General features: G+C 68.1%; 17 protein-coding genes. 8 read left to right on the top strand and 9 right to left on the bottom strand.

Annotated features, from left to right (window positions below; translation table 11 throughout):
• Window positions 1-144: 144 nt before the first annotated feature.
• Complete coding sequence (uvrC, locus tag ACFXN1_RS02030; protein WP_379400436.1) at window positions 145-2,217, bottom strand: excinuclease ABC subunit UvrC; 2,073 nt, start codon at window positions 2,215-2,217, stop codon at window positions 145-147.
• Window positions 2,218-2,347: 130 nt separating this feature from the next.
• Between uvrC and ACFXN1_RS02025 the strand changes: the two genes are divergently transcribed.
• Both ACFXN1_RS02025 and ACFXN1_RS02020 read left to right on the top strand, forming a co-directional pair.
• The gene (locus tag ACFXN1_RS02025) at window positions 2,348-2,704 is read left to right on the top strand and encodes a hypothetical protein (RefSeq protein ID WP_379440100.1); all 357 of its coding nucleotides are present in this window, start codon (window positions 2,348-2,350) and stop codon (window positions 2,702-2,704) included.
• A 3-nt stretch (window positions 2,705-2,707) separates the two neighbouring features.
• On the top strand, window positions 2,708-3,055 hold the full coding sequence (locus ACFXN1_RS02020) for a hypothetical protein (RefSeq protein ID WP_379400439.1): 348 nt from the start codon (window positions 2,708-2,710) through the stop codon (window positions 3,053-3,055).
• A gap of 52 nt (window positions 3,056-3,107) precedes the next feature.
• Here ACFXN1_RS02020 and ACFXN1_RS02015 read toward each other — a convergent pair whose 3' ends face one another.
• A complete protein-coding gene (locus ACFXN1_RS02015; RefSeq protein ID WP_379440099.1) occupies window positions 3,108-4,343 on the bottom strand; it encodes a winged helix-turn-helix domain-containing protein in 1,236 nt (411 codons plus the stop codon).
• A gap of 125 nt (window positions 4,344-4,468) precedes the next feature.
• On the opposite strand from ACFXN1_RS02015, the gene ACFXN1_RS02010 reads away from it, so the two are divergent.
• Complete coding sequence (locus ACFXN1_RS02010; RefSeq protein WP_379440097.1) at window positions 4,469-6,139, top strand: FAD-binding dehydrogenase; 1,671 nt, start codon at window positions 4,469-4,471, stop codon at window positions 6,137-6,139.
• Between the two features lie 155 nt (window positions 6,140-6,294).
• Here the strand turns inward: ACFXN1_RS02010 and ACFXN1_RS02005 are convergent, their stop codons facing one another.
• Together ACFXN1_RS02005 and ACFXN1_RS02000 are read right to left on the bottom strand one after the other, a co-directional pair.
• Window positions 6,295-6,795 carry a hypothetical protein gene (locus ACFXN1_RS02005; protein WP_379440096.1) on the bottom strand — a complete coding sequence of 167 codons (501 nt, stop codon included), beginning with the start codon at window positions 6,793-6,795 and terminating at the stop codon, window positions 6,295-6,297.
• A 241-nt stretch (window positions 6,796-7,036) separates the two neighbouring features.
• A complete protein-coding gene (locus ACFXN1_RS02000) occupies window positions 7,037-8,506 on the bottom strand; it encodes an amino acid permease (protein ID WP_379440094.1) in 1,470 nt (489 codons plus the stop codon).
• Window positions 8,507-8,769: 263 nt separating this feature from the next.
• On the opposite strand from ACFXN1_RS02000, the gene ACFXN1_RS01995 reads away from it, so the two are divergent.
• Entirely contained in the window at window positions 8,770-10,725 is a 1,956-nt protein-coding gene (locus ACFXN1_RS01995) for a gamma-glutamyltransferase family protein (protein ID WP_379440093.1), read from the top strand.
• Here ACFXN1_RS01995 and ACFXN1_RS01990 read toward each other — a convergent pair.
• From ACFXN1_RS01990 to ACFXN1_RS01975, 4 genes are all read right to left on the bottom strand, one after another.
• A complete protein-coding gene (locus ACFXN1_RS01990; protein WP_379440091.1) occupies window positions 10,722-11,357 on the bottom strand; it encodes a PH domain-containing protein in 636 nt (211 codons plus the stop codon). The genes ACFXN1_RS01995 and ACFXN1_RS01990 overlap by 4 nt on opposite strands.
• Window positions 11,358-11,359: 2 nt before the next feature.
• A complete protein-coding gene (gene ribH / locus ACFXN1_RS01985; protein ID WP_357003218.1) occupies window positions 11,360-11,839 on the bottom strand; it encodes a 6,7-dimethyl-8-ribityllumazine synthase in 480 nt (159 codons plus the stop codon).
• A 36-nt stretch (window positions 11,840-11,875) separates the two neighbouring features.
• Window positions 11,876-13,120, bottom strand: a complete 1,245-nt coding sequence (locus tag ACFXN1_RS01980; RefSeq protein WP_364612549.1) for a bifunctional 3,4-dihydroxy-2-butanone-4-phosphate synthase/GTP cyclohydrolase II — start codon at window positions 13,118-13,120, stop codon at window positions 11,876-11,878.
• 165 nt (window positions 13,121-13,285) lie between these two features.
• Window positions 13,286-13,912, bottom strand: a complete 627-nt coding sequence (locus ACFXN1_RS01975) for a riboflavin synthase (RefSeq protein ID WP_379440089.1) — start codon at window positions 13,910-13,912, stop codon at window positions 13,286-13,288.
• Window positions 13,913-14,539: 627 nt separating this feature from the next.
• Here ACFXN1_RS01975 and ACFXN1_RS01970 point away from each other — a divergent pair.
• Window positions 14,540-14,884 (top strand): hypothetical protein, encoded by a 345-nt coding sequence (locus ACFXN1_RS01970; RefSeq protein WP_379400447.1) that lies wholly within the window; start codon window positions 14,540-14,542, stop codon window positions 14,882-14,884.
• A 7-nt stretch (window positions 14,885-14,891) separates the two neighbouring features.
• Here the strand turns inward: ACFXN1_RS01970 and rpe are convergent, their stop codons facing one another.
• Window positions 14,892-15,557, bottom strand: a complete 666-nt coding sequence (gene rpe / locus ACFXN1_RS01965) for a ribulose-phosphate 3-epimerase (protein ID WP_379440108.1) — start codon at window positions 15,555-15,557, stop codon at window positions 14,892-14,894.
• Window positions 15,558-15,684: 127 nt separating this feature from the next.
• Between rpe and ACFXN1_RS01960 the strand changes: the two genes are divergently transcribed.
• The 3 genes from ACFXN1_RS01960 to ACFXN1_RS01950 all read left to right on the top strand — a co-directional run bounded on the left by ACFXN1_RS01960 (window position 15,685) and on the right by ACFXN1_RS01950 (window position 19,158).
• Window positions 15,685-16,107, top strand: a complete 423-nt coding sequence (locus tag ACFXN1_RS01960) for an ATP-binding protein (RefSeq protein WP_379440088.1) — start codon at window positions 15,685-15,687, stop codon at window positions 16,105-16,107.
• Window positions 16,107-17,012, top strand: a complete 906-nt coding sequence (locus ACFXN1_RS01955) for an RNA polymerase sigma factor SigF (protein ID WP_379440087.1) — start codon at window positions 16,107-16,109, stop codon at window positions 17,010-17,012. The genes ACFXN1_RS01960 and ACFXN1_RS01955 overlap by 1 nt, the downstream gene beginning before the upstream one ends.
• A 91-nt stretch (window positions 17,013-17,103) precedes the next feature.
• On the top strand, window positions 17,104-19,158 hold the full coding sequence (locus tag ACFXN1_RS01950; protein ID WP_379440085.1) for an NAD(+) synthase: 2,055 nt from the start codon (window positions 17,104-17,106) through the stop codon (window positions 19,156-19,158).
• Window positions 19,159-19,361: the final 203 nt, after the last annotated feature.

The raw sequence follows: 19,361 nt of genomic DNA, 5'->3' as shown, positions 1-19,361 counted from the left end.
CGGGAGCGAGACACAGCTGTGATTTCTGCTCCCGACCTGCACACACGGCGTGTCGCAGTTTTTCTATTCGGCGTGTCGCACTCTACCCGGTGCGTCCCGATTCGACGCGCCATCGCGGCAAACCGATGGGTCCGTGCACGATCGCTACGGCTGCTGCAGGGCGGCCAGGACCGCCTTGGCCGTCGCCACGCCGATGCCCGGGACCTCGGTGATCTGCTCCACCGTAGCCTGCTTGAGCTTGGCGACCGATCCGAAGTGCGTGACCAGCGCGGTCTTGCGCGCCGAGCCCAGCCCGGGCACCGAGTCCAGCACCGACTCGGTCATCCGCCGCGAGCGTTTGGAGCGGTGGAAGGTGATGGCGAAGCGGTGCGCCTCGTCGCGGACCCGCTGCAGCAGATACAGCGCCTCGCTGGTGCGCGGCATGATCACCGGGTCGGCCTCGTTCGGCACCCACACCTCCTCCAGGCGCTTGGCCAGCCCGATGACCGCGACATCGGTGATGCCGAGTTCGTCGAGCACCTCGGCGGCGGCATTCACCTGCGGCGCACCGCCGTCCACCACGTACAGGTTGGGCGGGTAGGCGAAGCGGCGCGGCTTACCGGTCTTCGGATCGATGCCGGGCAGGCTGGATTCGACCGGGTCCGAACCGGATTCGAGCTCGGCGGCCTCGGCGGCGTCCAGGTCGCGGCGGAGCTTGCCGAAGCGCCGCCGGGTCACCTCGGCGATGCTGCCGACGTCGTCGGAGCGGCCCTCGCCGGCGGCCTCCTTGATGGCGTAGTGCCGGTACTCGGACTTGCGGGCCAGGCCGTCCTCGAACACGACCAGCGAGGCCACCACATCGGTGCCCTGCACATGCGAGATGTCCACGCATTCGATGCGCAGCGGCGCGCTGTCCAGATCCAGGGCGTCCTGTAGTTCCTGCAACGCGGCCGAGCGGGCGGTCAGGTCGCCGGCGCGCTTGAGCTTGTGCTGGGCCAGGGCCTCCTGGGCATTGCGCTGCACGGTCTCGGCCAGCGCCTTCTTGTCGCCGCGCTGCGGCACCCGCAGCTGCACGGCCGACCCGCGCAGGTCCGAGAGCCACTGCTGAACCTGCTCATGATCATTTGGCAGGGCCGGGACCAGCACCTCGCGCGGGACCACGGCCCCGGGCTGCGCGTCCCCGCTCTGCTGGGCGACCGCGGTCTGCTCGCCGTAGAACTGGGTGAGGAACTGCTCGACCAGGGCCGCCAGCTCCCCACCGGACTCCGCCACGTCGGGCTCGATCGGACCTGGGCCGGGGCCCTCCGTGGTTACGCCGGCTGCCGCCTCCGGGCCTGACCGCCCCAGGTCCAGGGCGTCGCCGGACTTGTCGACCACCCAGCCGCGCTGCCCGCGCACCCGGCCGTCGCGCACGTGGAAGATCTGGACCGCGACCTCGAGCTCGTCCACCGCGAAGTCGATGACATCGGCGTCGGTGCCGGTGCCCAGCACGACGGCCTGCTTCTCCAGGGCGCGCTTGAGCGCCTGCACGTCGTCGCGCAGGCGGGCGGCCAGTTCGAAGTCGAGTTCGTCGGAGGCCTCGTGCATGCGGCGCTCGAGCTGCTTGACCAGGCGATCGGTCTTGCCGGAGAGGAAGTCGCAGAAGTCGTCCACGATCTGCCGGTGCTCGGCCGCGCTCACCCGGCCGATGCACGGCGCGGAGCACTTGTCGATGTAGCCGAGCAGGCACGGCCGCCCGATCTGACTGTGCCGCTTGAAGACCCCGGCCGAGCAGGTGCGCACCGGGAACACCCGCAGCAGCAGATCCAGGGTCTCGCGAATGGCCCAGGCGTGGGCGTACGGGCCGAAGTACCGCACGCCCTTCTTGCGCGCGCCGCGGTAGACGAACACCCGCGGGTACTCCTCGTCGAGGCTGACCGCCAGCACCGGATACGACTTGTCGTCGCGGTAGCGGACATTGAAGCGCGGATCGAATTCCTTGATCCAGTTGTATTCCAGCTGCAGCGCTTCCACCTCGGTGGACACCACGGTCCACTCGACCCCGGCCGCCGTGGTCACCATCTGCCGGGTGCGCGGGTGAAGCCCGGCCACGTCGGCGAAATACGAGTTCAGCCGCTGGCGCAGGCTTTTCGCCTTGCCGACATAGATGACCTGTCCGAACTTGTCCCGGAACTTGTAGACACCTGGTTCGACGGGAATGGTGCCCGGTGCGGGCCGGTAGGTCGCGGGATCTGCCACGACTCCAGGTTAGTCAGTGCCCCCGACAGGCGGCCAAGGCCTCCGACACACCCGCCGGGCCCCCAGGCGACCATCCGCGCCGGTCACGGTGACGAAGTATCCGCAAGATCATTCACCTGGAGGGACCGCCATGATCCGACTGCGTTTGCGCCGCCGCTCGCTCGCCATCGCGGGGGCGGTCTGCCTGGCCGCCGCCGCGCTGGTGGCGGTCTCGGTGCCGGCCGAGGCCGCCGCCGGGCCGATCTTCGTCCACGGCCACCACCGCGAGCACACGACGCCGCTGCCGATCCGCGCTGGGGCCGTGGCGAATTCGGCGCCGGAGCTGCTGGTCGCCCAGCACGGGCGCGGCCCGACAGCACCCGCGCACCCGGGAGGACTCGCCACGCCGGAACTCCGATCTCCGCGAGGTTCGGCCGTCCAGCGGGGTCTCGCGGTCAGTATGGGACGAACTGTTTCGCTTGATCTGTCCGTACACGAGGGAGCTTGATCGATGACGAACCATCACCATCTCCACCCGCGCCGCCGGTCGCTCGCGATCGGTTCCGCACTCGGCATCGGCGCGGCGGGCCTGATCGCGGTATCGGCGCCGGCCGCCGGCGCCGACTCGGTCTGCCGCATCGACCGGACGCTCGACACCGCCACCTTCACCTGCCCCGCGGACACCTGGTACGCCGCGGTAGTGCAGTGCCTGGGCACCCGGCAGGTGGGCAGCGGCTACCAGGCCCCCACCTACATCGTGGGCGATTCGCCGCGGCCGCTCATCCCGATGACGATCGAATGCAACGGCGAGGGCAAGAAGGGCATCGTGCTGAATGCCTGGACCGACGGGCCGTTCTGACCCGACCTTCACCGTTCCCGACCTTCACCGTTCCGATCCGCGTTGCGTGGAGCTAGGCGATCTCACGCCGCAAAGCCGGTGCGAGATCGCCCTTTTCGCCCACCTCGACGGTGTCGAGTTCGAGCCAGCCGGCCATGTCCCGCAGCGCCGCGGCCAGTGCGGCCGCCACCCGCGGATGGTCCCGGCCCGGCTCGGCGAACGCGCCCGGCACCAGCAGCCGCCCGGTCCCGCGCTCGGCGCGCAGGTCCACCCGCGCCACCAGTTCGCCGTCGAGCAGGAACGGGAAGACGTAATACCCGTGCACGCGTTTGTGTTCCGGCGTGTAGATCTCGATGCGGTAGTGGAAGTCGAAGAGCCGCTCGGTGCGGTCGCGGAAGAAGATGAGCGGATCGAAGGGGCACAGCAGGGCCGCGCCCATGACCCGGCGCGGAGTGCGGGCCTCGGCATGCAGGTAGGCGGGCTTGTCCCAGCCCGCGACGGTGACCTGCTCCAGCTCTCCGACGTCGAGGAGGTCGGCGATGGCGGGCTCGGTCTGGCGGCGGTTGAGCCGGTAGTAGTCCCGCAGATCGGCTTCGGTGCCGATGCCGTGCGCCCGCGCCGCACGCCGCACCAGTTCCCGCACCGCGTCGGCTTCGTCCGGTTCGCGCGAGAGGACCTCGGGCGGAAGGACATTCGCGGCCAGGTCGTAATGCCGCTGGAAGCCCACCCGTTTCGGCACCGTCAGCTCCCCCGCTGCGAACAGTGCCTCGCAGACCACCTTGGTGTCGCTGTAGTTCCAGCCCCAATTGTCCTTGGCCCGTGGCCGATCCAGTTCCAGATGCCGCTCGATCTCGCCTGCTGTGCTGGACCCGAACTCCTTGACCACGCCGAGCACATCGTCGGCCAGGGCCGGATTGCGTTCGAGCACCTGCCGCATCCCGTTCCAGCGTCCGTGCCGGTACTGCACCATGCGCCAGCGCAGGAGCGACCAGTCCTCGACCGGAATCAGCGCCGCCTCGTGCGCCCAGTACTCGATGAGCTGCCGGGGCCGCCGGGCGGTGTGCCCCCACGCGGCCTCGTCCAGCAGCGCCCGGTCGTAGGCCCCGATCCGGCTGAACACCGGGGCATAGTGCGCGCGCACCACCGCCGACACCGAGTCCAGCTGCAGCAGCCGGGTGCTGTCGAGCACCTTCAGAACCGTCCGCCGGGTGGGCGTCCCGCTCGGCGGCGCCGAGGCGAAGCCCTGTGCCGCGAGTGCAGTGCGGCGCGCCGCCGCGAGTGACAGGGATCCGGACGAAGAAGTCGGCACACTCGAACCATGCCATGTCCCACCGACAACCTCGTTCGATACAGCGTTGTATCGAGCGTCTGTACAGCAGCGACCTCGTTCGATACATTCGTGTATCGAACTTCGACACCAAGGAAATCATGGGCATGATCGAGAATCCCGATGTCATCGTGGTCGGGGCCGGGCTGGCCGGTCTCGTCGCCACGCACGAGCTGGTCAAGGCGGGACGCCGCGTACTCGTGCTGGATCAGGAGAACCGCGCCAACCTGGGCGGCCAGGCGTTCTGGTCGCTGGGCGGGCTGTTCTTCGTGGACAGTCCCGAACAGCGGCGGCTCGGCGTCAAGGACAGCCTCGCGCTCGCCATGCAGGACTGGTTCGGCTCGGCCGGCTTCGACCGCGAGGACGAGGACCACTGGGCGCGGCAGTGGGCGCGCGCGTACGTGGAGTTCGCCGCCACCGAGAAGCGGCAGTACCTCTACGATCTCGGGCTGCGGGTGACGCCCGTGGTCGGCTGGGCCGAGCGCGGCGGCGTGACCGCCGACGGGCACGGCAACTCGGTACCGCGCTTCCATCTCACCTGGGGCACCGGCCCCGAGGTGGTGCGGGTGTTCCTCGAACCGGCGCTCGAGGCCGAACAGCGGGGACAGGTCGGCTTCGCCTTCCGGCACCGGGTCGACGAACTGATCGTCGAGGACGATGCGGTGACCGGCGTGCGCGGCAGCGTGCTGGAGCCCGCCACCGAGGCCCGCGGGGTCGCGTCCTCACGGAATGTCGTGAGCGAGTTCGAGTTCCGTGCGCCGGCGGTCATCGTGTCCTCCGGCGGCATCGGCCACAATCACGACCTCATCCGCCGCAACTGGCCGACCGACCGGCTCGGCCCCTGCCCGGAGCACCTGATCTCCGGCGTGCCCGCGCACGTGGACGGCCGCATGCTGGGCATCACCGAGGCCGCGGGCGGGCGCATCGTGAACCGGGATCGCATGTGGCACTACACCGAGGGCATCCACAACTGGGATCCGATCTGGCCCGATCACGCCATCCGCATCATTCCCGGCCCGTCCTCGCTGTGGTTCGACGCCAATGGAAAGCGCATGACCGCGCCGGCTTTCCCGGGTTTCGACACCAATGCCACCATGAAGCAGATCCTGGCGACCGGCTACGACTACTCGTGGTTCATCCTCGATCAGTCGATCATCGAGAAGGAGTTCGCGCTCTCGGGCTCGGAGCAGAATCCCGATATCACCGGCAAGGATCTGAAGCTGGCCCTCAAGAGCCGGGTGGCGAAGGGCGCGCCGGGTCCGGTGGAGGCGTTCAAGCAGCACGGGGTGGACTTCGTGGTCGCCGACACCCTCGCCGAGCTGATCGCGGGCATGAACAAGATCTCGCGCGGCCCGCACCTCGACCTCGCCGATATCGAGCGCCAGATCGTGGCCCGCGACCGGGATGTCGAGAACAAGTACAGCAAGGACGCCCAGCTGATGGCCGTCAACAACGCGCGCCGCTTCCTGGGCGACAAGGTCCGGGTGGCGAGCCCGCACAAGATCCTGGATCCCGCGCACGGCCCGCTGATCGGCGTGCGCCTGAACATCCTGACCCGCAAGACGCTGGGCGGCCTGCAGACCAATCTGGACTCGCAGGTCATCCGCGCCGACGGCACCCCGTTCCCGGGCCTGTACGCCGCGGGCGAGGTCGCCGGGTTCGGCGGTGGCGGCGTGCACGGCTACAACGCGCTGGAGGGCACGTTCCTCGGCGGCTGCATCTTCTCCGGTCGCGCCGCCGGCCGAGCGCTGGGCAATACCGCCTCCCCGGAACTTTAGCGGGCAGCTGAGTGCCGTTGGCCGCCACGCACCCGTGCCGGCGGTTGGCTGCCGAACCAATTCAGGACGTACCCGGCGAGTTACCCAGAAGGGCACGAAATCAGTTGTCGCCCACCGCCCGGACATTGGTCCGGGCGGCAGGCCGCTCGATCACTTCAGGGTGCAACCGCGAACCAGTGGTAGAGGTCGCGGCGCAGCAGCAGCGCCAGCACCACGCCGGACACCATCACGCCGAAGAGCACGGTGAACGGTCCCACGCCCGTGGGCATTTCGGCCGACACCAGCGTGAAGATGCCCAGGAACGACTGCAGGCTGGCCAATCCGAGTGCGGTCACCCAGATCCAGCGCGAGCGCAGCCCGAACAGCAGTGCGACACCGCCGGTCACCCAGGCGGCGAAGAAGTGGCCGATACTGCCGACCACGCACGAGACGCCGCCGGTGATGGACAGCAGGCTGTGCAGCACCGCCAGTCCCATCGCGCCGAGCGCGGCGTATTGCGTTTCCCGCACCTGGGCGGGCATGTCGATCTCGGAACCATCACGGCGCAACCCCCGCACCCCGTCGAGCACCCGCTCGAAAAATGTGGCTGGAATGCCGTTTTCCGTGGCGACGGATGTCATATTCGCCCCGTCGGCAACGGCCATTTGCGAACTCACAGCACTCCTCATCGAGTAACCCCTGGTCGCGCGCCCCCTGCGAACGCGCTGAACCTGACGCTAACCAAATGTTCGGATTCCGGACAATCTGGTTGACGAAGTTATGACCATGGCCACAGCCGATAGCTAGCATTCGAAACAGTGATCTCGAACACATAACGGCCGCACGCGATCTCGCGTGCGGCCGTTGAAAAGCGCAGGTCCGGACAGAGTTTCCCAGTGTACCCCCGGAAGCGGAAAACTACTTGTCGTCCATGGGGATCGGCGGAATCACCGGGAACTCGCCGGTGTAGCCCTCGCGCAGCCTGGCGATGGCCAGCACCCGCGGGCTGGCGACCTTCCACCCGATGGCGAGCGCGGGCACGATGATCACCAGGCTGGCCACCGTCCACGTACCGACCGGATGGTCGAAAGCCATCAGCACCACCACCGCGAAGAGGAACACCAGCGTCGCGATGCCGGTGTAAGGCGCACCGAACATCCGGAACGCCGGACGCTCCGCCCGCCCCTTCTTCCACAGATAGAACAGCTTCAACTGGCACAGCACAATGGTCGCCCAGGACGCCAGAATGCCGAGCGACGCGACGTTCAGCACGATTTCGAAAGCCTGCGACGGCACAATGTAATTCAGCCAGATACCGAACAGCGCGATGGTGGCGGTGAGCAGAATGCCGCCGTACGGCACACCGGCACTGGACATCCGTGAGGTGAATTTCGGCGCGCTGCCATTCATTGCCATCGAGCGGAGGATGCGGCCGGTCGAATACAGTCCGGCATTCAAACTCGACAGCGCCGCGGTGAGCACGACGAAATTCATGATCGAACCCATGTGCGCGACACCGAGTTTGCCGAAGAAGGTGACGAACGGGCTCTCGCCGCCCTTGTAGGCGGTGTAGGGCAGCAGCAGCGCCAGCAGAATCACCGAGCCGCAATAGAATACGGCGATACGCATGATCACCGAATTGATGGCGCGCGGCATGATCCTGGCCGGATTCTCGGTCTCGCCGGCCGCGATGCCCACCATTTCTACAGCGGCGTAGGCGAACACGACGCCGGAGGTGACGGTGACCAGCGGCAGCACGCCGGTCGGGAACCAGCCGCCCGCGTCGGAGACCATGCGCAGGCCGGTGCTCTGGCCCTCGACCTCGAAGCGCCCGGCCAGGAAGACGGTACCGACGACCAGGAAGGTCACCAGGGCCACCACCTTGATCATGGCCGCCCAGAATTCCATCTCACCGAACCATTTGACCGAGACCAGGTTGATGCCGAGCACGATGATCAGCGCGCCCAGCGCCAGCAGCCATTGCGCGATCGGCTGGAAGGGTCCCCAGTAGTGCAGATAGGTGGCGATCGCGGTGGTGTCGACGATGCCGGTCATGGACCAGTTCAGGAAGTACATCCAGCCGGCCACGAATGCGGCCTTCTCACCGAAGAATTCGCGCGCATAGGAGACGAACGAGCCCGAGGACGGGCGGTGCAATACCAGTTCGCCGAGCGCGCGCAGGATGAAGAAGACGAAGATGCCGCAGATCAGGTACACCAGGAACAGCGATGGGCCGGCATTGTGCAGCCGGCCGCCCGCGCCCAGGAACAGGCCGGTACCGATGGCGCCGCCGATGGCGATCATCTGCAATTGCCGGGGTTTCAGGGCTTTGTGATAGCCGCTGTCCTCGGCATTGAGGCTGGTGGCAGTAGTCCGGATCTCGGTCATTCGCCGGGTTAACCCTCCGCAATCGTGAAGTGAGGCAGCCTGAGGGTACCTTGCCGTTTGCTGAGTTCCACATTGGTACCCCGAGCGGGGAAACCTTCGAAAAAAGAAGGCCAGTCAAGCGACCAATTGGCATGCTTTTTCGGAGATTGCCGTGAAGCCGCTGAGATCCTCGGGCGACCGGCGGCCCGGAGTTCCCCAGGTAGCCCCCCGATCCGGCCCGTCAAAGCCCTGCCCGCGCGGGCCCACGGCGCTAGAGTCCGATCATGAGGCGCTCGCGACGAATCGGGAGCGGCGCTGCCGCTCTGCTGCTGCTGGTCGGATTGGTCACCGCCTGTTCGTCCTCGACGAACCAGAGTGCGTCGTGCACGGTGTCCCCCAACGGAACTCCGGTCACCTCCGGGGTGCCCGCCGGGCCCAGCAGCACGAATCTGGCCCTGCACCCCGAGGTCGCCACCGGCTACCGCACCGGCATGACACCCGTGCGCACCGGCGATTTCGCGGTCTCCACCGCCAATCCCGTTGCCACCGAGGCGGCTTGCCGGGTACTGCGGGACGGCGGCACCGCCGCGGACGCGCTCATCGTGGCACAGACCGTGCTGAATCTGGTGGAGCCCCAGGCCACCGGCATCGGCGGCGGCGCGTTCCTGATGTACTACGACGCCAATGCCAGGACGGTCGACGCCTACGACGGCCGCGAGACCGCCCCGGCGGCCGCCACCGAGGACTACCTGCGCTACATCAGCGCCGCCGATCACACTGTGCCGCAACCGAATGCGCGGGCCAGCGGGCGCTCCATCGGCACGCCGGGAGTGCTGCGGATGCTGGAGCTGGCCCACAACGAGCACGGCAAGCAGCCGTGGAAGGATCTGTTCGCCCCGGCGATCAACCTGGCGGATCAGGGCTTCAAGATCTCACCGCGGATGGCGAGCCAGATCTCCGACTCCAAGGCCGACCTCGCGCGCGACGACAATGCCAAGGCGTATTTCCTGCAGCCCGACGGCAGCCCGAAGCCGTCCGGCACCACGCTCACCAATCCGGCCTTCGCCAAGACCCTCTCGGCCATCGCGACCGACGGGGCGAACGCCTTCTACACCGGCGCGATCGCCGCGGACATCGTGGACACCACCGCCACCACCGCGGGCGGACGCACCCCGGGGCTGATGTCCCTGGCGGATCTGCAGTCCTACCAGGCCAAGAAGCGCACCGCGGTGTGCTCGCCGTACCGCACCCACGAGGTGTGCGGCATGCCCAACCCGTCCTCGGGCGGCATCACGGTGGAGGCGACCCTGGGCATCCTGTCCAACTTCGATCTGGCGTCGATGAAACCGACGGACCTCGGCGGCGACAGCACTACCGCCCGCAACGGCGGCAAGCCCACCGCGGAGGCCGTGCACCTGATCGCCGAGGCCGAACGCCTGGCCTACGCCGACCGCGACAAGTACATCGCCGACTCGGATTTCGTTCCACTGCCGGGCAATTCGCCGCAGACCCTGCTGGATCCGGGCTATCTGAAGCAGCGTGCGGCGCTCATCGACCCGACCAGGAGCCTGGGCACCGCCAAACCGGGTGACTTCGGCCCGGTGCCGGTCGGCAACGGCCCGCAGCAGCCCGAGCACGGTACCAGCCATATCTCGATCGTCGACAAGTACGGCAATGCGGCCTCCATGACCACCACGGTCGAATCCGCGTTCGGGTCATTCCATTTCGTGGACGGGTTCATCCTCAACAACCAGCTCACCGACTTCTCGGCCGAACCGGTCGACAAGGACGGCACCCCGATCGCCAACCGCCTCGACCCGGGCAAGCGGCCGCGCAGCTCCATGGCCCCGACCCTGGTCTTCGACCGAAATCCGGACGGCTCGCGCGGCGGACTCAGCTACGTCACCGGTTCGCCCGGCGGGGCAGTGATCATCCAGTTCGTGGTGAAAACCCTGGTGGGCATGCTGGATTGGGGCATGAACCCGCAGCAGGCGGTGTCGATGATCGACTTCGGCGCGGCCAACTCCCCCACCACCTATGTGGGTGGCGAGCACCCGGCCGTCGACGCCTCCGACAACGGCGACCACGATCCGCTGGTGCAGAAACTGCGCCAGTACGGCGACCAGGTCTCGGTCGCCCCGCAGTCCAGCGGCCTGTCGGCCCTGGTCCGCGACGGTAATGGCTGGATCGGCGGCGCGGACCCGCGGCGCGAGGGCGCGGTGCTCGGCGCCCCGCGCTAGCGTCGGTCCTGGTTCTCGGCGCTGTACTTGGCGCCGAGTTCCCGGAACCGGTCCATGGCCTCGGCAGCGCGCATCTTGTCGTTGGAGCGGATGGCCATCATGGGCACGTACTCGTCGTGCACCAATTCCAGCCGGGCCCAGGACTTCTTGTCCGGGAAGGAGATCCCGCGGATGTCCTTCCACTGGAACTCGCTGTCGCCCACGATATTGCGCACCATCACCCCGCGCCGGCCGACCCGCACCCGGGGCCGGGTGAGCGTCAGCACGCCGCCGGCCAGCAGCAGGCCGAACACCATCAGGCCGATCTGGTCGGAGACCCGGAAGTTCACGCCGGTGGATCCGTGCCGCAGCACGATGCCGCCGAAGATGAAGATGGCCGCCAGCACCGCCGCTACGATCCGCACGGTGACGATGGCGTGGTGCGGTCGCACCTCGAGATCCCAATCGCCCGCGGCGGTACCGGGCTGCACCGGCGTCTCGGTTTCGGTCGGCTCGGCCATGGCGTCCTCGGACTCCGCTCTCTGCTCGGCCCGCGGATCGGAATGCGCCGCAGGCGTTTCCGGCGTGGCGGCAGGCTTGCGGGGCGGCTCCTCGGAGCCGCCGTCCCGCTTCCAGATCCGCACGACCGGCATGGCTAGACAGTCTGGGTCAGCTCGCGCAGGGTCAGCGCGGCATCGAGGGCGGCGGCCGCGGCCTGTTCGCCCTTGTTCTCGATCGAGCCGGGCAGGCCTGCACGATCCAGCGCCTGCTGCTCGGTGTTCACGGTGAGCACGCCATTGGTGACCGGGGTGCTCTCATCGAGGGACACCCGGGTCAGACCGGCGGTCACCGAATCGCACACGTACTCGAAATGCGGTGTCTCACCACGGATCACGACACCCAGTGCGACCACCGCGTCATGGCTGCGGGCCAGTGCCTGCGCCACCACCGGCAGCTCCATCGCACCGGCGACCCGGACCACGGTGATGTCGGCGACGCCCGCGGCCCGGGCGGTCTGCTCCGCGTTCGCGACCAGCGCGTCGCAGATGGTGGTGTGCCAGCGCGACGCCACGATCCCCAGCTTGAGGTCCTTGGCATCGGCCAGCTCGAAGGTCGGTACGCCCGTACCGCTCATTCTCGTTCCGCCCTCTCGATAGTCGGTTCCGCCGCGTCAGTTCGCGGTTTCGCCCAGGTCCAGGTCTTCCAGGCCGACCAGGTCGTGGCCCATCCGATCCCGCTTGGTGCGCAGATACCGCAGATTGTGCTTGTTGGCGCGCACGGGCATCGCCACCCGCTCGCTGATGCTCAGGCCGTAGCCCTCGATCCCGGCACGCTTGTCGGGATTGTTGGTGAGCAGCCGCATCGAGGTGATGCCCAGGTCGGCGAGGATCTGCGCGCCGATGCCGTAGTCGCGCGCGTCGGCGGGCAGGCCCAGGTCCAGGTTGGCGTCCACGGTGTCGGCGCCGCCGTCCTGCAGCTGGTAGGCCTGCAGCTTGTGCAGCAGCCCGATGCCGCGGCCCTCGTGGCCACGCATGTAGAGCAGCACGCCGCGGCCCTGCTGGGCGATCATCTCCATGGCGGCGTCCAGCTGCGGGCCGCAGTCGCAGCGCAGCGAGCCGAAGGCGTCGCCGGTGAGGCATTCGGAGTGCACGCGGACCAGCACGTCCGTGCCGTCGCCGATATCGCCCATGACCAGGGCCACGTGCTCGGCGTCGTCGTATTCGCTCTCGTAGCCGATCGCCAGGAAGTCACCGAACTCGGTGGGCAGCTTGGCCTCGGCCACCTGCTTGACGTGCTTCTCGTTGCGGCGGCGCCAGGCGATCATGTCGGCGATGGAGATGAGCGCCAGATCGTGCTCGTCGGCGAAGATGCGCAGCTCCTCGGTGCGCGCCATATCGCCCTCGTTCTTCTGGCTGACGATCTCGCAGATGACGCCGGCGGGGCTTAGCCCGGCCATCCGGGCCAGATCCACGGCGGCCTCGGTGTGGCCGGGCCGGCGTAGGACGCCACCGTCCTTGGCGCGCAACGGAACCACGTGGCCCGGGCGGGTCAGATCGTCGGACTTGGCGTTGCGGTCGGCCAGCACGCGCATGGTGGTGGCGCGGTCGGCGGCCGAGATGCCGGTGGTGATGCCCTCGCGGGCGTCGACGGAGACGGTGTAGGCGGTGCCGTGCTTGTCCTGGTTGACCGCGTACATCGGCGGCAGGCCCAGGCGATCGCAGTCGTCCCCGGTGAGCGGCACACAGATGTAACCGGAGGTGTAGCGGATCATGAAGGCCACCAGCTCGGGTGTCGCCTTCTCCGCCGCGAAGATGAGGTCGCCCTCGTTCTCCCGGCCCTCGTCGTCGACGACGACAACCGCCTTACCGGCGGCAATGTCGGCGACTGCGCGCTCGATGGTGTCGAACCTGGTCACGTCTGTTGTGCTCCATCTCGAATTAGGTGCCTCATTACAGTAGGGCACTGTCCAATTTGCGCCGCCTCCGGCGTCGCGGGTTCGCGGCCCTGGAGGTCTCGTTCTTCCCTCCTCCGCTCCCCCGCTCCGTCGGTCCAGAACGAGACGGGCCGCGAACCTTGGACGTCAGCCGCGCTGTACGAGCCGTTCGACGTACTTGGCGATGATGTCGACTTCGAGATTCACGGTGGTGCCGACCGGGGCCGTGCCGAGGGTGGTGAGCTCGCGGGTGGTGGGGATGAGCGACACCTCGAACCAGTCCTTGGCGCCGTCGGCGAAGGCGTCCTCGGCCAGGCCGATGCCGGAGACGGTCAGCGAGATGCCGTCCACGGTGATCGAGCCCTTCTCCACCACGTAGCGAGCGATGCTGTCGGGCAGGGAGATTCGCACGACCTCCCAGTTCTCGTACGGGGTGCGGGAGACGATGGTGCCGGTGCCGTCGACGTGACCCTGCACGATGTGCCCGCCCAGGCGGCTGTTAACGGCCGCCGCGCGCTCGAGGTTGACGCGGGAACCCGCGGTCAGGCCGCCGATGCTGGAGCGGTCCAGGGTCTCGGCCATGACGTCGACGGTGAAGGTGTCGCCCTCGACCTTCCGGTCGACCACGGTGAGGCAGACGCCGTTGACGGCGATCGAATCACCGTGTCCCGCATCGGAGGTCACCAGGGGGCCGCGAATGGTGAGCCGCGCCGAGTCGTCCAGCTGCTCGGTGGCGAGGATCTCGCCCAGCTCCTCGACGATGCCTGTGAACATGCGTACCTCTCCCTGATCGCGTGTGCGTGCTCCGATCGAGCCAACAGCCGGTGCGGTACGCGGTATTCCCCGCGTGGACGGCCGTCCCCTTCAGCCTAACGACGCGGGGTCGTAGGCGACATGCGGCCTCGTTCACTGGAGCGTTGAATACCGGTGGATGGACGAAATCGGGCGTAAGCCAATGTGCGATCGGATAATTGTGTTCATTGGTCGCGATCGCCAATTGAAACGCCGGGATTTACCGTTCCTTTGAATGGCCTGACCTGGCCCAACGCGGAGTGGTACCCAATTCACGACTCGCTCAACCCAGAATCTTGCGCGGCAGCGAGAATGGTCGCAATATTGTTATGCAGCTGATTCCCACAGTTCAACTTCTCCGCGAGCAGTTCAGTGCAGAACGGTCACCGCGTCCACGGCCGATCCGGGCCGTGACGATCATCGCAAGCAGAACCGAAGGAAGGTTGGACCCCGCGCGGGTCGGATTCAGGTGGCAGACAACACAATCGGCACAGTTGGGGGTGCGGCGTGACCATGCTTCTCGATTCGACACTCGAAGTTCGCTGCGTACAGTACCGACGCGAATTTCACCTGCCGGCATCGATCGACCCGACGTCACGGCACATCCTGTTGGAGATAGGCACTCGGTTCGGGGCCATCACCATGCCCGCCGATCTCGGCGAACGCGTCCAGCAACAGCTGGCGCAGGCCGATCTGGCCGGCCCGGTCGTGCACCATCCCCGGGCACGGCGATGGACCTTCATCACCGGCCCCGCCCGGCCGGAGTCCCTCACCAAATCGGTGGCCGCCGCCCTGTTCCGGCTCTACGCCACCGTCGCGTGCCCGGGAGCGCAGGTCGTGCTCCCGTCCGCCGACGACGAGCGGACGGGATACCGCACCTGGGTGCACTCCCCCGATTCCAGCGACACGGTTCCGCCGCTGGAATCGGTGATCGAAGCGCTGCTACAGCACTGAGCCCGCGCTACTGCGCGGACGCCGCCTCGACCGCGATCACCTTCTGCCGCAAGATTTCCACGGTCGCGGCCGGATCCGGGGTGCCGTACACCGCGGAGCCCGCCACGAAGCAGTCGATGCCGGCCTCGGCGGCCTGCTCGATGGTGTCCATATTGATGCCGCCGTCGATCTCCACGACCAGGCGCAGCTCACCGGCGTCGACCAGGCGGCGCACCTGCCGGGCCTTGTCGAGCACGTGCGCGATGAAAGACTGTCCGCCGAAACCGGGTTCGACGCTCATCACCAGCAGGGTGTCGAACTCGCGCAGGATCCCGAGGTAGGGCTCGATCGGGGTGTTCGGCTTGACCGAGAGCCCGGCCTTGGCGCCCGCGGCGCGGATGTCACGCGCCACCGCGATCGGGTTGTCGGTGGCCTCGGCGTGAAAAGTGACGTTGTAGGCACCGGCCTCGGCGTAGCCCGGGGCCCAGCGCTCCGGGTTCTCGATCATGAGGTGGCAGTCCATCGGAATGTCGGTCACCTTCAACAGGCTTTCCACCACCGGCAGACCCAGCGTCAGATTCGGGACGAAGTGGTTGTCCATCACATCGACGTGCACCCAGTCGGCGCCCTCGATCGCTTGCAGTTCGGCCGCGAGATTCGCGAAGTCGGCGGACAGGATGGACGGGGCGATCATCGGAGCGGGCCGCTGGAAGGGGGAGGAAGAGGTGCACACGGGCCGCAGTCTATCGGCAGCCCCCCAAGGCCCCCACGTCAATGGGAATGGCTGATTGCCGCGCACCGGAATGGGTAGCCTCTACAGAGTGATCAACATTTCGGCGGAACAAGGGTTGCGCGGTACACCGGTCGAGATCGGTGTCGCCGCGTCCGTCTCCCAGTTGCCCATCGTGCGCGGACTCGCCGAAACACTGGTGCTGCTCAGCGATTTCACCCTGGACGAGGTGGCCGATATCCGTCTCGCCGTCGACGAGGCGGCCTCCACGCTGATCGCCGTCGCCGCGCCGGGCACCACACTGCAGTGCGTGTTCACCGTCGGCGACTCGGATCTGATCGTGCGGGTGAGCGGCATCGCCGAGGCCGAGGGACTACCGGACCAGCGCAGCTTCGGCTGGCACGTGCTGCGGACGCTCTCCGACGAGGTCACCGCCACCCAGGAACCCTTCGATCCGGCGATCTCCGGATACCCGACGGCGGTGGAGTTCCGGCGGGTCCGGGGGAAGGCGTAGTGACCGACGGAGACAACGTGTTCGCAGCATCCGCCGAGACGCCGGGACCCGAGGAACCGCGCGACGACCGGGAACCGGACGAGACCGAGACCGAGGACACCGCCGAGGAGACGGTCGACGCCGACGAGGCCGAGGAGGTCGCGCGCAGCGTCTCCGGCTACGACGACGTCGCCACGCTGTTCGAGGAACTGGCCGCCGCCGCACCGGAATCCGGGCGGCGCGCCGCACTGCGCACCGAACTGATCAACCGCTGCATTCCCCTGGCCGACCACATCGCCCGCAAATTCAGCGGCCGCGGTGAGCCTTTCGACGACCTCACCCAGGTCGCGCGGGTGGGGCTGGTGCACGCGGTGGACCGCTTCGACATCTCCCGCGGCTCCAACTTCCTGTCCTTCGCGGTGCCCACCATCATGGGCGAGGTCCGCCGCTACTTCCGGGACAACACCTGGGCCATGCGGGTGCCGCGTCGCGTCAAGGAAACCCACCTGCGCATCGGCTCCGCCATCGACGCCCTCTCCCAGCAGCTGGGCCGCTCCCCCACCGCCAAGGAGATCGCGGCCGCCCTCGAGATCGACGCCGACGAGGTCACCCAGGCGGTCATCGCCGGAAACGCCTACCAACCCAGCAGCATCGACGCCGTCTCCGTCGGCCGCGACACCGAGGCCTCGCTCCTCGACACTCTCGGCGAGGAAGAATCCCAGTTCGACCGCGTCGAGGAGTACGTGGCCATCCGGCCCCTGCTGGCGGGGCTCCCCGAACGCGAACGCCGCATCCTCACCATGCGTTTCTTCGAATCCATGACCCAGACCCAGATCGCCCAGCAGATGGGCATCTCGCAGATGCACGTCTCCCGGATCCTCTCGAAAACCCTTGCCCGCCTGCGGGAACAATCCGCCCGCGAGTGACTCCGGCGTGGCCGGGGCCCCGGCGCGCGCCCGGCATGGGTAGATTGCGGTCGGGTCATGATCGCCTCGGCCGGATGCAAAGGGGTCGGTGTTGTCACAGCAACTGCCGTTCGATTCGCTGTATCGGCACGGGTTCGCGCGGGTCGCGGTGGCCGTGCCACCGGTGCGGGTCGCCGATCCGGGCTTCAACGCCGAACAGACCCTGCTGCTGGCCCGGCGCGCCGCGGCCGAGCACGCGGCGCTGACGATCTTCCCCGAACTCGGGCTGTCCAGCTACACCGCCGACGACCTGTTCCATCAGGACGCGCTGGACGCCGCGGTCGGCCTGGCGCTCGAGCGCGTGGTCGAGGAGAGCACCGCCATCGAGACGGTGCTGGTGGTGGGCGCGCCGGTGCGGGCGCAGGGCCGGCTGTTCAACTGCGGCATCGTGATTCACCGGGGCCGGGTGCTGGGCGCCGCGCCCAAGAGCTACCTGCCCAACTATCGGGAGTTCTACGAGAAGCGGCAGTTCGCGGCTGCGCGGGAGGCCCTCGACGACCAGGTGGTGATCGCCGGGCAGCGGGTGCCGTTCGGGGCCGATCTGCTGTTCGCCGCGAGCAACCTGCCGGATTTCGTGTTCCATCTCGAGATCTGCGAGGACGGCTGGGTACCGTTGCCGCCCAGCGGTTTCGCCGCGCTGGCCGGCGCCAGTGTGCTGGTGAATCTGTCGGCCAGCAATATCGTCATCGGCAAGGCCGACTACCGGCGCGAACTGTGCGCCTCACATTCGGCGCGGTATCTCGCGGCCTACCTGTATTCGGCTGCCGGGCACGGCGAGTCGACCACCGACATGGCCTGGGACGGACAGGCACTGGTATGTGAGAACGGCAATGTGCTGGCGGAGGGCGAGCGGTTCGCCGGACACCCGCAGGTGGTCACCGCCGATATCGATCTGCGGCGGCTGGCCGCGGACCGGCTGCGCACCACCAGCTTCGCCGACACCGTGCACGATCATCGAGAGCGGCTGGAACGGTTCCGGCGCATCGACGTCGAGCTGCCCGTGCCCGTCGGGACCGTCGCGCTGCGGCGCGAGATCCCGCGCTTCCCCTATGTTCCCGCCGATCCGGCCCGCCGCAACGAGCGCTGCGCCGAGGTGCATCGCATCCAGGTGGAGGGACTGAGCACACGGCTGATCGCCACCGGATCACAGCGGGTGGTGATCGGGGTGTCCGGCGGCCTGGACTCCACGGTGGCGCTCATCGTGGCCGCCAAGACCATGGACCGGCTGGGACTGCCGCGCTCGAATGTCCTGGCGTACACCATGCCCGGCTTCGCCACCAGCACCCGCACCCTCGAGGACGCGCGGCGGCTCATGCGGGCGGTCGGGGCGACGGCACACGAGATCGACATCCGGCCATCGGCCACGCAGATGCTGCGAGACCTGAAGCACCCTGCCGCCGAAGGGGTTCCGCAGTACGACGTCACCTACGAGAACGTGCAGGCGGGCGAGCGCACCTCACACCTGTTCCGGCTCGCCAATCTGCACGATGCCCTGGTCGTCGGCACCGGCGACCTCAGCGAACTCGCGCTGGGCTGGTGCACCTTCGGCGTCGGCGACCACATGGCCCACTACAGCGTGAACGCCTCGGTCCCCAAGACATTGATCAAATACCTGGTGGCCTGGACGATCGACACCGGCGAGCTGGGGCCCGAGGCGGGTGAGGTCCTGGCCTCCATTCTCGCCACCGAGATCTCCCCCGAACTCATTCCTGCCGACGGCGACGCTCCGCCGCAGAGCTCCGAGGCCACCGTCGGCCCCTACGAACTCCAGGACTTCCACCTCTACCACCTGCTGCGCTTCGGCGACCTGCCGAGCCGCATCGCCTACCTGGCCCACCATGTCTGGTCCGACCGCGCCCGCGGCGGCTGGCCCGACCTCGTCCCCGCCGACCAGCGCCACGAATACGACCTGCCCGCCGTCAAACACTGGCTGGCCGAATTCCTGCGCCGTTTCATCCAGACCAGCCAGTTCAAACGCTCCACCCTCCCGAATGCCCCCAAGGTCGGGTCGGGTGGGTCCCTGTCCCCACGCGGTGATTGGCGCGCGCCGAGTGATGCCTCGGCCGCCGCCTGGCTCGACGAGCTCGACCGCAACGTCCCCGGCTGACAACCGCCGCGAATCCACTACCACCCGGCCCGCACCGAACCACGACCGCGGCGACGTCCACGTTCGCGCAGCCGCCGGTGAGTTTGCGGCACACCGAACTACGCGACCGTCGGTAGGTCCGCGCCACGCACCCACACGACCGCCGGTGGATCTGCGGGTTACAGAATCACGCGACCGCCGATGGGTCTGCGGCGCACAGGTCG

This window comes from Nocardia sp. NPDC059154 (assembly GCF_042755705.1).
Lineage (GTDB): Bacteria > Actinomycetota > Actinomycetes > Mycobacteriales > Mycobacteriaceae > Nocardia.
The sequence above is the reverse complement of the archived record's forward strand: the minus strand, read 5'-3'. Positions and strand labels throughout refer to the sequence as shown.

What these genes read in the sequence shown, in the direction of transcription:
- ACFXN1_RS02025 (WP_379440100.1), top strand. Translation starts at nt 2,348, where the DNA reads ATGATCCGACTGCGTTTGCGCCGCCGCTCGCTCGCCATCGCGGGGGCG.
- ACFXN1_RS02020 (WP_379400439.1), top strand. Translation starts at nt 2,708, where the DNA reads ATGACGAACCATCACCATCTCCACCCGCGCCGCCGGTCGCTCGCGATC.
- ACFXN1_RS02010 (WP_379440097.1), top strand. Translation starts at nt 4,469, where the DNA reads ATGATCGAGAATCCCGATGTCATCGTGGTCGGGGCCGGGCTGGCCGGT.
- ACFXN1_RS02000 (WP_379440094.1), bottom strand. Translation starts at nt 8,506, where the DNA reads ATGACCGAGATCCGGACTACTGCCACCAGCCTCAATGCCGAGGACAGC.
- ACFXN1_RS01995 (WP_379440093.1), top strand. Translation starts at nt 8,770, where the DNA reads ATGAGGCGCTCGCGACGAATCGGGAGCGGCGCTGCCGCTCTGCTGCTG.
- ACFXN1_RS01990 (WP_379440091.1), bottom strand. Translation starts at nt 11,357, where the DNA reads ATGCCGGTCGTGCGGATCTGGAAGCGGGACGGCGGCTCCGAGGAGCCG.
- ribH (WP_357003218.1), bottom strand. Translation starts at nt 11,839, where the DNA reads ATGAGCGGTACGGGCGTACCGACCTTCGAGCTGGCCGATGCCAAGGAC.
- ACFXN1_RS01975 (WP_379440089.1), bottom strand. Translation starts at nt 13,912, where the DNA reads ATGTTCACAGGCATCGTCGAGGAGCTGGGCGAGATCCTCGCCACCGAG.
- rpe (WP_379440108.1), bottom strand. Translation starts at nt 15,557, where the DNA reads ATGATCGCCCCGTCCATCCTGTCCGCCGACTTCGCGAATCTCGCGGCC.